The 13,568-nt window shown below is 37.9% G+C and carries 17 protein-coding genes; 13 read left to right on the plus strand and 4 right to left on the minus strand.

The genetic code is table 11. The features are described from left to right. Positions 1 to 31: 31 nt before the first annotated feature. From CDO33_RS02720 to CDO33_RS02735, 4 genes are read left to right on the plus strand one after another with little or no spacing between them, the layout of a single operon-like run. A complete protein-coding gene (locus CDO33_RS02720; protein WP_103083342.1) occupies positions 32 to 562 on the plus strand; it encodes a helix-turn-helix domain-containing protein in 531 nt (176 codons plus the stop codon). Then, the gene (locus CDO33_RS02725; protein WP_103083343.1) at positions 537 to 1,124 is read left to right on the plus strand and encodes a transposase; all 588 of its coding nucleotides are present in this window, start codon (positions 537 to 539) and stop codon (positions 1,122 to 1,124) included. The genes CDO33_RS02720 and CDO33_RS02725 overlap by 26 nt, the downstream gene beginning before the upstream one ends. A gap of 27 nt (positions 1,125 to 1,151) precedes the next feature. Then, on the plus strand, positions 1,152 to 1,667 hold the full coding sequence (locus tag CDO33_RS02730; RefSeq protein WP_103083329.1) for a hypothetical protein: 516 nt from the start codon (positions 1,152 to 1,154) through the stop codon (positions 1,665 to 1,667). A 48-nt stretch (positions 1,668 to 1,715) separates the two neighbouring features. Continuing rightward, on the plus strand, positions 1,716 to 2,009 hold the full coding sequence (locus tag CDO33_RS02735) for a sodium ion-translocating decarboxylase subunit beta (protein WP_103083330.1): 294 nt from the start codon (positions 1,716 to 1,718) through the stop codon (positions 2,007 to 2,009). Between the two features lie 120 nt (positions 2,010 to 2,129). On the opposite strand, the gene CDO33_RS02740 is transcribed toward CDO33_RS02735, so the two are convergent. The 3 genes from CDO33_RS02740 to CDO33_RS02750 form a co-directional block, all read right to left on the minus strand. Then, on the minus strand, positions 2,130 to 2,417 hold the full coding sequence (locus tag CDO33_RS02740; protein WP_052221639.1) for a hypothetical protein: 288 nt from the start codon (positions 2,415 to 2,417) through the stop codon (positions 2,130 to 2,132). A 356-nt stretch (positions 2,418 to 2,773) separates the two neighbouring features. Further along, complete coding sequence (locus tag CDO33_RS02745; protein WP_103083335.1) at positions 2,774 to 4,012, minus strand: transposase; 1,239 nt, start codon at positions 4,010 to 4,012, stop codon at positions 2,774 to 2,776. A 142-nt stretch (positions 4,013 to 4,154) separates the two neighbouring features. Further along, positions 4,155 to 6,020, minus strand: coding sequence for a CHC2 zinc finger domain-containing protein (locus CDO33_RS02750; RefSeq protein WP_103083268.1), 1,866 nt, complete (start codon positions 6,018 to 6,020; stop codon positions 4,155 to 4,157). 372 nt (positions 6,021 to 6,392) lie between these two features. Here CDO33_RS02750 and CDO33_RS02755 point away from each other — a divergent pair, with 372 nt between their 5' ends. Then, positions 6,393 to 6,680 carry a stage V sporulation protein S gene (locus CDO33_RS02755; protein ID WP_103083267.1) on the plus strand — a complete coding sequence of 96 codons (288 nt, stop codon included), beginning with the start codon at positions 6,393 to 6,395 and terminating at the stop codon, positions 6,678 to 6,680. Between the two features lie 234 nt (positions 6,681 to 6,914). On the opposite strand, the gene CDO33_RS02760 is transcribed toward CDO33_RS02755, so the two are convergent. Then, positions 6,915 to 7,160 carry a helix-turn-helix domain-containing protein gene (locus CDO33_RS02760; protein ID WP_170045769.1) on the minus strand — a complete coding sequence of 82 codons (246 nt, stop codon included), beginning with the start codon at positions 7,158 to 7,160 and terminating at the stop codon, positions 6,915 to 6,917. 104 nt (positions 7,161 to 7,264) lie between these two features. On the opposite strand from CDO33_RS02760, the gene CDO33_RS02765 reads away from it, so the two are divergent. The 8 genes from CDO33_RS02765 to CDO33_RS02800 all read left to right on the plus strand — a co-directional run bounded on the left by CDO33_RS02765 (position 7,265) and on the right by CDO33_RS02800 (position 13,483). After that, the gene (locus CDO33_RS02765) at positions 7,265 to 7,750 is read left to right on the plus strand and encodes a GGDEF domain-containing protein (RefSeq protein ID WP_242974838.1); all 486 of its coding nucleotides are present in this window, start codon (positions 7,265 to 7,267) and stop codon (positions 7,748 to 7,750) included. A 102-nt stretch (positions 7,751 to 7,852) separates the two neighbouring features. After that, the gene (locus CDO33_RS02770) at positions 7,853 to 8,419 is read left to right on the plus strand and encodes a DUF6431 domain-containing protein (protein ID WP_103102764.1); all 567 of its coding nucleotides are present in this window, start codon (positions 7,853 to 7,855) and stop codon (positions 8,417 to 8,419) included. Between the two features lie 78 nt (positions 8,420 to 8,497). Further along, positions 8,498 to 9,832: a DDE-type integrase/transposase/recombinase gene (locus tag CDO33_RS02775; protein ID WP_103083290.1), complete on the plus strand. Its 1,335-nt coding sequence runs from the start codon at positions 8,498 to 8,500 to the stop codon at positions 9,830 to 9,832. After that, entirely contained in the window at positions 9,825 to 10,628 is an 804-nt protein-coding gene (locus CDO33_RS02780) for an ExeA family protein (RefSeq protein ID WP_103083289.1), read from the plus strand. Before CDO33_RS02775 ends, CDO33_RS02780 begins: the two co-directional genes overlap by 8 nt. 65 nt (positions 10,629 to 10,693) lie before the next feature. Further along, positions 10,694 to 11,200, plus strand: a complete 507-nt coding sequence (locus tag CDO33_RS02785; protein WP_103083159.1) for a diguanylate cyclase — start codon at positions 10,694 to 10,696, stop codon at positions 11,198 to 11,200. A 190-nt stretch (positions 11,201 to 11,390) separates the two neighbouring features. Next, positions 11,391 to 11,675 (plus strand): stage V sporulation protein S, encoded by a 285-nt coding sequence (locus CDO33_RS02790; RefSeq protein ID WP_034835505.1) that lies wholly within the window; start codon positions 11,391 to 11,393, stop codon positions 11,673 to 11,675. 166 nt (positions 11,676 to 11,841) lie between these two features. Next, on the plus strand, positions 11,842 to 12,054 hold the full coding sequence (locus CDO33_RS21415; RefSeq protein ID WP_161496611.1) for an aspartyl-phosphate phosphatase Spo0E family protein: 213 nt from the start codon (positions 11,842 to 11,844) through the stop codon (positions 12,052 to 12,054). Between the two features lie 361 nt (positions 12,055 to 12,415). Next, positions 12,416 to 13,483, plus strand: a complete 1,068-nt coding sequence (locus tag CDO33_RS02800; protein WP_103083157.1) for a DNA sulfur modification protein DndB — start codon at positions 12,416 to 12,418, stop codon at positions 13,481 to 13,483. Positions 13,484 to 13,568: the final 85 nt, after the last annotated feature.

Below are 13,568 nucleotides of genomic sequence, written 5' to 3' on the forward strand. Positions count from 1 at the left end.
CCCTTACAATATAGGGCAGGGGGAATGTATAATGGGTAGAAAATGTGTTGAGGTTAAATCACTTTATGGATTAACGATAGATGACTTAAATTTAATAGCCAATAGTTCTGACAGTAATTATACCAGAGACGTCGTCAAAGCTGTAATCATGAGGCATAAGGGTATCCATACGCAGGTTATTGCAGATACCTTGAGTAAATGTAACGCAACCATTGTGTCATATATCAACAACTGGAACGATAGCGGTATTGCTTGCATCGCCGACCTGCGGGGCGGCAATATTGAAAGTACTGTCACCGATGAAATGGTAGAGGATATCCGCAATATAGTTACCAGTAAGAGTCCTCATGAGTTCGGCTATGAACAAAACCGGTGGAACGCCAAGTTGTTAGTCAGGTATGTAGAAGACCACTGGGGAAAAGAATATTCCGACACCTGGATCCGTAAAATACTGGCTAATCTTGGTTTCTCGTACAAAAGGGGTGTTTATAAACCGAGCAAGGGAGACCCAAAGCTTCAGGAAAGCTTTAAAAAAAATGTCAGTTGTATTGGATATAATTGAGCCTTTAGGAGATGTCTCCCTGTGGTGTCAGGATGAAACCAGTAAAAGGCTCGAATCCAACAACTTTTATTCCTGGAGTCCTGTAGGCAAACCTACAGAAATTGAGTGTAACGGCTGTCATAAGGGCATCAATATCATTGGAGCTACGGAAGTACTGAATCATATGGGTTTTGTGTACGATGTATACTCCAAAAAAGAAGGCTCTTTGACAGCAGCTCATGTGGTCAAATATATGGAGCGTTTACTGGACTATGATAAAGCAAGAGGGATTTCTACCACCTTTGTCCAGTGGGATAATTCTCCGATTCATAAAGGCCCTTTGATACAAGAGTTTGTTGAGGCTCATAAAAGTGATTTAATAGTGTTGCATCAACCTCCTTATTCTCCACACCTGAATCCTCAAGAGGAGATGTGGCACTGGATGAAAAACTTTATTGCACAAGCCTCTGCTGTAAAGAACGAACAGGAACTATTGCATTTAGTAAATCGTTTTGAGGCATATATTAAAGCTCATCCTGATGAGGTTAGGCATCGGCTATATGCCCGGAACTACTTTCCATGATTGCCAATTTGGCAATTGTAGGCTTTAATGTTCGTTATCTATAAAAGCAAAACAATTATTATAGCAGTATTTTTAATAATACCTTTGATACTGTTTTTATCAAGTTATATGGGTTTCCGCAGTCAAAAAATCAATAATGAGCACTTAGAAAGTTTCAAAAATAACCTTATGGCAACTATCCAGCAAAAATCATATTTTGATATGAAAAATATAACTCATTTTGAATGGGAGAGAATGTATATTATACGACCTTATACCAGCAGAACAGAAATGCAAAAAATAGTAGGAACAAAATGGACCACTGCCGATACATATATTGGTTATCTGATATTTGATAAAACCTGGCTCGGAGAGCATCCACTGGATGATGACATATTTCAAAAATTAGTTTTTGTGAAAGATAATAAAGTAGTTTTGGATGTTACGCTCGACAGAAGCGATGTAGATTTTACACAAATTAATAGTCCTGTTATAAATGATAATGTCTTATTTGACATTGATAAAACAGATGGAAGAAATATTATTAAAATAAGTAAGCAATAGAGAATACGATGCTTTCGTAAAAAAGAGAATGTTTGGAGTGAATAAGGTATGAAAAAAGAAAAATCAATAAAGATGATTACTATATTTACTGTTATATGTGCTTTAGTAGCATTTATCAGTTTATTTTCCAGTTATCTGCTGTCATTATATTTATCTCATAAATTCAATATAGATACAAGAGATGCTGGTTCAATAGGAATTATAGGCGGTGCAGATGGACCAACAGCAGTTTATTTGTCAGGTCAGTCTTCTTCGCACTTGTTTACTGCAATCTTTGCATTGCTAACAATATTGGGATTCATATATCTAGTTGTTATCAAATATAAGAAAAATCATAATTAATCCAGAATCAGTTATTTATCAGGAGCAAAGATGTAACAACAGGTTTGTTTGTACAGAAAAGATAATATAACATATTATATAAAAAGGCTTTCCAGTCAAAACTGAAAAGCCATAAGATTATTAATCAGATAACCATTTATCCAGATATTTTATCATCTCACTTACATCTGGATAATGCTGTGAGAATCTTTCAGGTGCCAGTTCGGGCACTCTATCTGACAATTTATTCAGCAATTCCTTTAATTCATTCAGTAAATCTATCCCGTCGTTGTAGTTATAATGGTAAACAGTTTCAAGTATGTCAAGGTAATATTCGGCATCCTGATATTCCCTTGAGTCTTTACCAAAGTTCTTGTCTATTGCAGAAAGTATATTCTTAATTTCTTGTTTTAAATTCTTGGCTTTCATATAACCACGTCCTTTCATTTGATTTTAAACAGAATACAGAATTATGGTTTGTAAAGTCAAGTTTTTTTGAATAAAAATAAGTTTTAAAGATTACGGCTCATTAAAAAGGAATACTGACATCGTCATATATAGGGGTGAAGTTGCCATCATCCAGTACAGCGGTGATAGGGGCTATACCAGTTGAAGACTGGTGACTTTCATTTTTGGGGATGTAATCCCAAACATCAAAATCTTCATTTCTTATTATATTGCCTACAATAGCCGCAATCTGTTTTTTGGAACATTCGTTGTCTATTTTCTTAATTAAATCTAACAGTACTTACGCAAAACAAAATGATCCTTGAAAAATAAAGATTTCACGCACTTAATTTGTCCCAAATGGTTGTTGCGAGAGGATTTGAGACAGTATTTACCTCTTTACCTGTCCGGTCTTTGGATGTTACATTAATAATGTACACAATACCGTTGACTTTAACCTGGACAATGTCCTGCAGGAAGCTGATGGTTTCACCCATGGTATTCAAATTATTCTGTATCTGCAAAATCTGCACGAATACAGAAGTTATGAACACCAAGGAGAAGTGACCCTCAAGTTTTCTAATAGACCGGACTTGAACTTTTTCAAAGTTCAGAAACTGCTTGATGTCTCTGAAGAATACTTCAATGTCCCAACGGCAAAGGTATTTCTTGAGGATGTCTTGAGCAGCTACACCGGGCAAGTCAGTAATGATAAATCTGGTGTTTTGGATAGATGCGTTATAGCCGTTTTTGACTATTGCCATCATGGTGTTACCCACACCAGGTAAGATTACCGATAAAGCCTTGATGTAGAAGCCTGTACCGGGGTAGTACCTGTACTGTTTCTTGCTAAACAGCAGGCTTATGGTCTTAACGTTAAAGTTAACCCTGTTGTTGTACAGCACTTTGCGGTTATTCTTTATCATGCAGACATAGTGGTAACCGCACTCTGAGAGCTTTTGCAGGAGCTCTTTACAGGAATACCAGGTGTCGAATGTGACGTATTCGGCAGCCAAACCAAATTTGTGGGCGAAGGATATCATACGTATGGCTAGTTCAACCTTGGTATGATATTCTTCACACTTTTCTTCCGGTTTCCATATCCGAAACGCCACGGGGATTTTAATCCAACCATTAGACCATAGAAGGACTACAATGTGCATTCCCCAGACATACCGATTATTTGTGTGATCGTATACATAAGATGTCGGGAAAATGCTCTTGCCGAAAGGCTTCCTGATAATCACATCATCGATGATCAAATATCCAAGACCAGCCGTTTGTGACTGTATTGCCTGGATGAACAGGATCATGATATTTGTGTTATTAATAGAAAGCAACGGCAGCAGCCTTGTTATGGCATCATGGGATACCCAGTACAGCTTCTGCGCAATATATGTTGCTGTAGGATTATTAAACAGGATTATACCCATACATGCTGCAACGAAGACCAGTGTATACTTCTCAGGGAACAAAAACTTATCCAAATTGAACTTTCTCACCAGTTCAGTAATAATATCGTGAATGCCGTGCTTGGCAACGGTTATGTCGGAAATGCAATTTTTGGTAGACCTCATGGAACCCCTGCCAAAAGAATAGCATAATTCGAAAACTGGTGAATAGCTGTAATATATGGAAACCTCAATGCAACAACCTTTTAAGCTATATTCTGTTTTCAAAGTGCTGATATGACTTGTTTATGTTACTTTTGCGTAAGTACTATAAATCTAAATTAAATCTCTTTTTCAGATGAAACAGTTGTGCTTTAGAAATGTTGATTAGGTTTTCTCCTGCATTTCTTTCTTCTTGAGCATTGCCTGCGTTAATATTGCCATTTTCTTTTATGGCAGTTTCTGTTTCATCAGTATCCTGCATGTCATGATAATCTTTTGTAGAAAGGTTAAAGAGAATTTTTATTTCTTCTTCTCTAAAGCAACATAATTTTTTTAATACTGCAAGTTGCTGATATGTCATATCCTTTAAATCTATATGCTTAACAATTGCTTCAGCAAAATTAGTCATCTGGTTTATATCTCTTGGGTCAATACACATAATTTCATTTTCAGTGTACAGGCCTGTTTTTAATAGAGTGTTTAAATCTTCATTACTTGCAGGGGTAAAAGAATAGGCTTGTTTTTCCCATAGACTAATTAAAAGCCTTAGCATGTTATCATCACGCAGTTTAACGGAACAATCGGTAATATCTTTTCCTAATTCTTTAAAGGTACTTATAATTCTAATATTCCTGAAACCAAACTGCCAAAGGCGGTAGGCGGCTGCAATGCTTTTGCTTTGTCCAACCTTATGGTCATCATTATCAAAGAATAAGTTAATAACCACATCTTTGCCGCAATATTTATCAATTAAGTATATATGGAAGTCGGTTAAATTTGCCTGCCCTGGAGAAACGGCGTCATATCCCATGCAGGAAAGTTTTATTGCATCTGCAATGCCTTCTGTAATCCATAATGCATTAATGCATTTATTCTTCAGTTCGTAAAGGTTAAAAAGGAAGTTTCCAGGTTTAAACGGAACAAAATTTCTAAAGGCCGTTCCGTTTTTATTTGCTGTCAAGTTATCCTGATAATCGGTCACGTTAAGGTATTTGTACTGTTTTGGAGCATTTAAATCTGTTTGTCGGCACTGGTACCCGACAACTATGCCAGTTTCATGGTCTTGAACGGGAAACAGGACTCTGTCATTCAGCATAAAGAAATCACTGTAGTAGAGTTGCTTCTGGCTATCCTTATCAAAATAGATAAGTCCGTATCTCAAAGCAGTATCTATGTCTATATTATATTTCTTACTCATGAAATCAGAGAGTTTATCGACAGAATTTAATTTATCTGCATTTTGAGTAAAGTCATTAATCAGTTTACTGTTTTTAGCATCCTGAATTGCTTTATCATAATCAGTAATCCCATTGTCAATTATATTCTGGGCTTTATGATGCCTGATGGTCATTTCAAGGTCCAGTGCTTCCAGTATAAAACCGGGCTTGTTTGTAGAGTTGGAAGGAGAAACCTTGAAGGAAGGCTTTATTTGTTGTTCTTCTCCTTGGCATTGGCGGCCTTGCGATTCTGCTGTATAAGAAAAATATCTTTCAGGAAGCAGCCAGATATTACAGTAATCTGTATATCTAAGGCTATTTGTTTTATGATAGCGTTCCAGTATTTTATCTTTTAACTTCTGCTCAAAATCAGCGATTGAGTTGAATCCTAGATTCAGCCCAGCAAAGTTGTTTGCAGCAAAAATTTTTGCTTCGTTGAGGCTGTTCCTACCTGAGAAATTTTGCATATACATGATAAATTCAAGGTATGTACCGCTTTTACCGCAGGCATTGCAGTGAAAGTTCCGTTTGTTGTCATTTAAAGATAAAGAGGTAGGGTTATCTGCCCCGGGGTGAAACGGACAGACAAAACGTCCTTTGTTATACTTTCCTTTAAGCCTGTAGTAGTCTTTCAATTTTGCGGCAGTGAGAGACTGCTGGATTAAGGGTTCGATATCATTAAGGTATTGAAATACTAAGACACCAACATCGTGAGAAATTTTTTTGGCTATGATGCTATCTATACTTCTGTTCATAGACTATTCCTCCGTTCCGTAATTTTTAATGAACGTATTATAGCCATAAATCAGTGTATTTCAAGAGGAACTTTATTTTGTAACAAAAATGTAACAAAAAAATAAAGCCTAAAAATTTGACAAACTTAAAAATATGGTTAATATGTTATTAATACTTCAAGGTACTTCAGTTCAAGAAAACTTTGCGAAACATTGAGAGACGCCTTGAAGTTAATGAAGTATGAAGTATTAATGAAATATTCTAATCAATTTTAGTTTTGGTTCAATTCTTGTTTTGAACTGAAGTAATGAAGAATGAAAATTAATACTTGAAATGCTTTATAATCAATCAATAATATGCCTCATAAAACAGGTTAAGGAGGCATATGAGACATGAGCATACAGGTATTAAAAGTTTCAGGGAATAGTAATATTAATGCTGTTGCTGATACAATTAATAAATACGTAGATGAGTATGGCATTGTCCATATTGATGCTATAGGTGTAAAGACAACATATATGACAGTGAAAGCCCTTATACAAGCGGTTGAATATCTGGTGAGTAAAGGGTATAGGTTTAATTTGAGGCCATATTACGTTAAAGTAAACACAGCAGGAAATGATATACAGCCAATTAGTAAGACTGCCATTCGGTGGACTTTGATTGCTAAGGGGAAATAATACAAATTCTTGTATTTATAACCTAAATATGGTAAAATGAATACACACAGTCGAAAGGTACACACCTTTCTTATACTGCATAAGTATAGGAGAGGCGTGTTTTTTGTTTATACTCTTAGGAAGATGGTTAAATAAATAACAAATGGGGTATAAGGTATAAGGGAAGGAAAAGGGCTGTAGGATTTACAAAGATGAGGATATAGTTTATAATGTTCTAATAAAGAACGTTATAAACTATTTTTCTAACCCTAACAGCCAGTTGGGGCTGACTTTGAGGATTTGACACAGGGCTAATAATTCGAAATCAGTCACAATACGCCTCTGCTGCTCGATTTTGCTGATACTTGCCCTGTCTATATATACAGCCATTGTCTCCAACCTGGCTGATAACTGCTGTTGGGTTAGATTGCTTTTTAACCTTGCAACTTTTAACCGAGGCCCGATGATATTACGGTTATCATTGTCGAGTATCAATTTCATATTTACCACCTTTGTGTTTTATTAGAACATTTTAAGTTTAACCGAACATCTAAACTTTTATGTTCTAATAAAGCACATAACATGGTTTTATAGGAGAATGTGCTATGGAGGAGTTTGTAAAAACCGGCAAAACAGTATGCATACTGATAAATAAGCAAGGCAGGATTTACTACAGTAATATCGGTAAGGATGTTGCTAAAAAGTGCCTGGAAGATATTCATATCTTTGACCATTTGCCTGCTGACGGTACTGTTAGTTACAATGTTGGGTATTACACTGTCACTGCTGATACGGTTGATATGGATGAGGCACACTACTATTTGATTCTTATTCAACCGCAGGACAATTTATATAAATATGCTTACAGGGACTCATTTACGGGCTTATACAACAGAAACTACTGGGAGCAGTTGATATCAGGTATGATGCACCGCCCCATACCCAAGAGGTTTACTTTAATTGTTATTGATGTGGATAATCTGAAAAACCTTAATGATAATAAAGGCCATTTGGCGGGGGACAAGGTGTTTCTGCCCCGGATAAATGTCCCGGAGTTGCTCAAGTTGCGTGACCGTTTGCACGTATGCTAATATCTTCCTGGAAGAAAAAAAGGAGGATATGATAAGAGCTTTGAATATATATGTTAAGTGTTCCAGCACCTAACCCTCAAAGCCCTTTAACACATTTGTAATATGATAATAGCATATCTGGGGCGGAATGTTAAGGAGTATCGCAGAAATTGTTTAAAATTTTTGGAAAGGCTGGAGTTGATATGCCCGAAATGCGGCGGGAAAAAAACCTTTCATGACAGATATGCACGTCATGTGCATATGGGCGAGGAAATTGAATGGATTAACATATTCCGTGTAATCTGTAGCAAGTGTGGGAAGACACATGCAATCATACCGGATTTCATCAGGCCGTATAAGCATTACTCGGCTTGTGATAGCGAGCTGGTCCTTCGGGACCAGGAGGACGGTATACCTCTTGAGGAGATTGAGACTGCCGCCAGCATATCCACATTAAGGCGGTGGGTAGAAGAATTCAGGCAACGGGGGCGGCAAGCTGCAGGAGCATTAAGAGCTATACTGTACAGGTATTATGGCAAGTTTGTCAATGAGCTGGAGATGATAGAAACAAAGGTATTCCACATGATTGAGCGGCTGCTTGGGTTACTGCCGCAGATAGAAAGCAGCCATCTTGCCATAGGTGAAACGAATATGTGGCTAACAAATCATCTGGCAGGAGTATTTGTATAGAAAATTCCCACATAGTTTGCGTAGCTGTCCGGAGTTCCCTTCTGATAGGCTTTAGGAAAAAGCACAGGAGGGATCGAAATGATAAACAATGAAGTATTGGAAAAAGCATTAAAGAAACATGAGATCATATCGCCGCTATTGCAGCCGGATCTGGATGAGGCGGAAAAGCGGAGAATACGGCAGGAGATACTTGAGAGGGAAGGAATTTCGGAAAGGACACTTCGGAGGTATCTTGCAGCGTACCGGGAGAATGGTTACGAAGGGCTATTACCAAAGATACGAAAAGATACAGGGCAACAAAGAGCGATATCTCAGGAAATATTAGATCGGGCAATCGAAATAAAACAGGAACTGCCGGAGAGAAGTGTCAGGAGGATCATAAAGATCCTTGAAGGCGAAGGGATTGTCAAAAAAGGAAGTGTCTCCAGAAGCACCTTGTCCAGGCATCTTTTGAAGATGGGCTTTGGTGCAAAAGACTTCAGAAATGTTCGTATAGAAGGAACGACAGCCCGCCGGTTCGTCAAAAACGGAAGGAACACATTGTGGCAGGCAGATATCAAATACGGTCCGTACATACCGACTGCCGACGGCGGTAAGAAACGGACATACATGGTGGCATTTATTGACGATGCGACGAGGCTGGTGTGTCATGCAGAATTTTACGACAATCAGAGGCTTCCGATATTGGAAGACAGTTTTCGCAAGGCAATATTGAAATACGGCAAGCCGGAGGCAGTATACGTTGACAATGGCAAGGTATTTATCTCGAAATGGTTCAGAGTAGCATGTGCAAAGCTGGGAATCCGTCACATGAACACAAAGGCGTATTCTCCGGAGAGCAAAGGCAAGATTGAGAGGTTCAATGCCACAGTTGAAGAGTTTTTCCAGGAGATATCGCTGGAGAAAGCAAAAAGCCTGGAGGAACTTAACCGCAAATTTCGGGTATGGCTGGATGAAGGGTACAACGGGAAGCCTCATAGCAGTTTAAAAGGGGTTTCTCCATCGCAGGCGTATGCAAGTGATCCAAAGAAGGTGCGGTTTGCAACTCCTGAAGAATGCCGGGACGCATTTTTATGGGAAGATACAAGGAAAGTTGACAACACAGGCTGTTTCAAGCTGCAAGGGATAGAATATGAAGCCGGAATCGAATACATAGGCAAAAAAGTGGATGTGCGGTATGATCCTTTTGATATGAGCCTTCTGGAGATATGGTACAATGGTGAGCGCCGAAAGACAGCAACCCCGCTGAAGGTTGGGGAATACTGCTCAAAGGTTGAAAAAACACCAGCAACGAAATCGGCGACTCATTCACGGCTATTAAAAATATATGAGAGCGAGAATGAAAAGAGGCAAAAACGGCAGACCGGAGCATTAACCTTCAGGAGCATGAAGGGCGGTGACAGAAATGTTTGAGCAGTACTACAACTTTCTGCACACGCCGTTCACCCGGGATATACCGGAGAAGCATTTGTATAGCAATCCGGAGCTGGAAGAGGTCTGCAGCAGGCTTGAGTATGCGGCCCGGAACCGGTTGTTTGCAGTGATAACGGGAGATGTTGGTACAGGAAAGACCACAGCCATAAGGAAGTTTGTTGGGGCGCTGGACAGCAACCGGTACAAGGTAATGTACATAAGCGATTCGGCGTTGACACCGAGGAATTTTTACTGGGAAGTATTGAACCAGCTGGGATGTGAAGCGAAATTCTACAGGAGCGATGCAAAACGACAACTAACGAGAGAGATCAGCAACCTGATTGAAATACAGAGACGTATTCCTATAATCATCACAGATGAGGCACACCTACTTTCAAGGGAGATGCTGGAGGAAATCCGGTTTTTACTAAACTTCAGGATGGATTCGTATAACCCAATGAGTTTAATCCTGGTAGGCCAGAGTGAGTTGAAGGACATCCTGAAGAAGCAGATATATGAGGCAATATGCCAGCGAATAGATATCCGATATCATATGATGCCATATGATCGGCAAAGAACCGGTGAATACATAAGAAAGCACCTGGAGTATGCAGGAGAAAGCCGGGAGATATTTACGGATATGGCGGTAGACGAGATATATGAATATTCTCATGGAGTACCGCGAAAAATCAACCGGGCGTGTACAGCTTGCCTTTTACATGGGGCACAGGTACAGAAAAAAATCATAGACGATCATGTGGTAAGGCTTATTGTTGAGGAAGAATTGAACTGGTAGTTAATATGCCCTGTCCGTATACATCTGCGGACAGGGCTAATGAGCAAAACTAGCGGTCAAAAAGAATGAGCAGATTGCGGTCAAAGAGGCCGAACAGCGACAACAAGGCTATACGGATTGTCGGGAAGTCTATTAGAGAAAGTATCCGTAAACAAGATATTGCTATACGGTACGGGGGAGATGAGTTCTTTATACTTCTTGCAAATACGAAAAAGGCTATAGTAGAAAAGGTGATAAACAGGATTAAGGAAAATATAAGAAAAAGAGGGAAGGAAGAAAATATTCATATTGAAATAAGCACAGGGACGGCCTGTTCAGACTGTACCTGCGAGATAGGAAAGATAATAGCCATAGCGGATAATAAAATGTATAAAGAAAAGGCTGGGAAAAAGGTTAAAACAAGACAAATAACTGATGAACTAACAGAACTAAAGCAGAAAATAGAGGCAGTGAGGGATGAATTAAAAAATAAAGTTATCTGGAAACCAAACGGGTCGGTTGACAAAGAACTTATAGAGGTAAATATGAAACTGGAAAATCTGATTAAAAAGTATTTAAAAGATGCACAATAATCCATAAAAGAAGCAGGTATATTATTAACCAGTTAAGATATAAATTGATTTACAGGTGATATTGACCTGTTAATTAATGGAGGATTTGTTTTGAAATGAAGTATTAAATGGGAAGTATAAAACACTTGAAACTATTAACAATCAATCCTTATTATGCTGATAAATACAAACCAAGGAGGCATAATAAGGTATGAATATACAGGTTTTAAAAGTCGCTGGAAACAGCAGCGTTAATTCTGTTTCGGACAAAATAATCCAACACGCTGTGAACGATGGAATAGTGCATGTAGACTGCATAGGGGTAAAAGCAACTTACACAGCCGTAAGGGCGATAATATTGGCAACAGAGTATCTGGTAAAGGAAGGCTACAAATTTAATTTGCGCCCTTATTATACGGAAGTGGATGTACAGGATAATGACAAAATGGTACAAAAAACTGCCATACGCTGGACTATAGTTGCAAAGAAAAAATAAAATAGAAGTTGTTATTGTAGAAAAATAGCAAATATGGTAATATAAGAATATACGGACGGGAGGACATGCCTCCCTATACTGCCAGGCTTAGTGCCTGGAATGTAAGAGTATAGGGTTGGTGTGTCCTTTTTTGATGTTTTTGTTGCTAAGAAGGGGGGAGTATAAGATGTTTTGCAAAAGTATACCGATAAAATCTAATAATATCAAGCAGGAATTACAGGAAATTAATAATTCAATAGAAGTTATGAGGGAAAAACTTAATAAAAAGGTTAATGAATGCTTAAAACCAGACAAAGAAACTATCGAAATAAGCCAGCAATTAGACATGCTTATACGGGATTATTATTTAAAAAGCATTAAGATTAATAAAAATGATTAAGATTATATTCAGAAAAGGAAAAGCAAAATAATAATTAAAGAATGCAGTATTTATAAAAATTATGGCTGATACCTATCGCAGTATCAGCCTGCTTTTATTCACAAGATATCCACAAAATATCCACATGATTTGTTGATAATTCAACCCAAATATGCTTTAGGTAAATTATATGTATTTAATTAAAGTTGAATGGCATATCAATTATGTATTACCGAAATCTATAAAAACTGATTATCAACTTTTCTCTTGTGCCTTAAACCTATATCTGTTAGAATACAACCAGAAAATATTGTCCATAATTTTAGTATTGGAAAAGTTTGCTGTATTATTATAAGCATATAAACGAGGGAGGAAAGTACATATGGCGGAATATGTGTTCAGGGATGTAAACCAGATAGGCGAAAAGGAATACCAGACAATAATTGATGGACAGGAATTGGCAGAGATGTGGAGGGATGGGATAATAACATATAACCCAGAGATTCAGAGAGGAACAAAGGTTAAAAGGGGAAAGGACAACACGGAAACGGAGGTTGCTGTATACAGCAAAGCCAATGTGAAAAAAATTTATGAATCCATGTTAAGTGGGCAGTATTTCACTGACATGATTACATTAAATGTACTTGAAGATGGCAATGAAGAAGTTGAACTTGACGATGAAGGTAACCTTAATGTTAGTGGCGAAATAAACATCTCCGATGGACAGCACAGAATCAGGGCTTTGGCTATGATTCTCGAAGGAAATGAAAAAGGGGATTTAGCCTTTGATTTATCTGAACTTAAATTCCCTGTTAAAATCACTAATTATGATGTTCAAACTGCACAGCAGCAGTTCCACCAGTTCTCCCAAGGACTCAAAATCAGTTCCAGCAGGGCTGAGTATTTTAATCAAACGGGCCTTGCGAATATCATTGTAAGAGAATTGATGAAAAACAGCGACCTGGCTGGCAGGGTGGAAGTGGTGAGAAATTCCATATCGAAGAACGATGAGCGACACATTGTAACCTTTGCTACCCTTGTAAATGCTATAGAGATAGTTTACAAAGATTTAGAGACAAGGGTTCAGGCGATGGAACTTGCAAAGTATCTATCGGAATTTTTCAACGAACTTATAAACCTTATTCCTGAACTTCACAACTACGAAAAGAGGGCACAGAGCAAAGAGACATCGCTGACGGGAGAAAACTTTATGTTTTACGGGTATGTGGCGATAAGCAAAGTTCTAAGGGAGAAGGAGAATTGGAAAGAGTATTTGCCATTAATTAATGAACTAGATTTATCAAAAGGCTCTAAGCAGTGGTACGGAGATGTTATTAAAAGAGGAAAGGAAAAGGGGTATACTATAGTAAATAACAATGAAAGCAGAAAAACATTTGCTAATAAGATTGAAAAGATGTTTAAAAAGTTACTAAATGAAAAAACAGCGTGACTTCAATTGTAATAAATATGGCTGGCAAATTACTGATAGTAGGTTAATGTGTCAGCCTTTTTGGTCAGAGAGGGGAAAGGTTTAA

The organism is Clostridium thermosuccinogenes (assembly GCF_002896855.1).
GTDB classification, from domain to species: Bacteria; Bacillota; Clostridia; order Acetivibrionales; family DSM-5807; genus Pseudoclostridium; species Pseudoclostridium thermosuccinogenes.

Excerpts from the sequence above, each read along its gene's own strand:
- CDO33_RS02720 (WP_103083342.1), top strand. The coding sequence starts at position 32 with ATGGGTAGAAAATGTGTTGAGGTTAAATCACTTTATGGATTAACGATA.
- CDO33_RS02725 (WP_103083343.1), top strand. The coding sequence starts at position 537 with ATGTCAGTTGTATTGGATATAATTGAGCCTTTAGGAGATGTCTCCCTG.
- CDO33_RS02730 (WP_103083329.1), top strand. The coding sequence starts at position 1,152 with ATGTTCGTTATCTATAAAAGCAAAACAATTATTATAGCAGTATTTTTA.
- CDO33_RS02735 (WP_103083330.1), top strand. The coding sequence starts at position 1,716 with ATGAAAAAAGAAAAATCAATAAAGATGATTACTATATTTACTGTTATA.
- CDO33_RS02740 (WP_052221639.1), bottom strand. The coding sequence starts at position 2,417 with ATGAAAGCCAAGAATTTAAAACAAGAAATTAAGAATATACTTTCTGCA.
- CDO33_RS02745 (WP_103083335.1), bottom strand. The coding sequence starts at position 4,012 with ATGAGGTCTACCAAAAATTGCATTTCCGACATAACCGTTGCCAAGCAC.
- CDO33_RS02750 (WP_103083268.1), bottom strand. The coding sequence starts at position 6,020 with ATGAACAGAAGTATAGATAGCATCATAGCCAAAAAAATTTCTCACGAT.
- CDO33_RS02755 (WP_103083267.1), top strand. The coding sequence starts at position 6,393 with ATGAGCATACAGGTATTAAAAGTTTCAGGGAATAGTAATATTAATGCT.
- CDO33_RS02760 (WP_170045769.1), bottom strand. The coding sequence starts at position 7,160 with ATGAAATTGATACTCGACAATGATAACCGTAATATCATCGGGCCTCGG.
- CDO33_RS02765 (WP_242974838.1), top strand. The coding sequence starts at position 7,265 with ATGGAGGAGTTTGTAAAAACCGGCAAAACAGTATGCATACTGATAAAT.
- CDO33_RS02770 (WP_103102764.1), top strand. The coding sequence starts at position 7,853 with ATGATAATAGCATATCTGGGGCGGAATGTTAAGGAGTATCGCAGAAAT.
- CDO33_RS02775 (WP_103083290.1), top strand. The coding sequence starts at position 8,498 with ATGATAAACAATGAAGTATTGGAAAAAGCATTAAAGAAACATGAGATC.
- CDO33_RS02780 (WP_103083289.1), top strand. The coding sequence starts at position 9,825 with ATGTTTGAGCAGTACTACAACTTTCTGCACACGCCGTTCACCCGGGAT.
- CDO33_RS02785 (WP_103083159.1), top strand. The coding sequence starts at position 10,694 with ATGAGCAGATTGCGGTCAAAGAGGCCGAACAGCGACAACAAGGCTATA.
- CDO33_RS02790 (WP_034835505.1), top strand. The coding sequence starts at position 11,391 with ATGAATATACAGGTTTTAAAAGTCGCTGGAAACAGCAGCGTTAATTCT.
- CDO33_RS21415 (WP_161496611.1), top strand. The coding sequence starts at position 11,842 with ATGTTTTGCAAAAGTATACCGATAAAATCTAATAATATCAAGCAGGAA.
- CDO33_RS02800 (WP_103083157.1), top strand. The coding sequence starts at position 12,416 with ATGGCGGAATATGTGTTCAGGGATGTAAACCAGATAGGCGAAAAGGAA.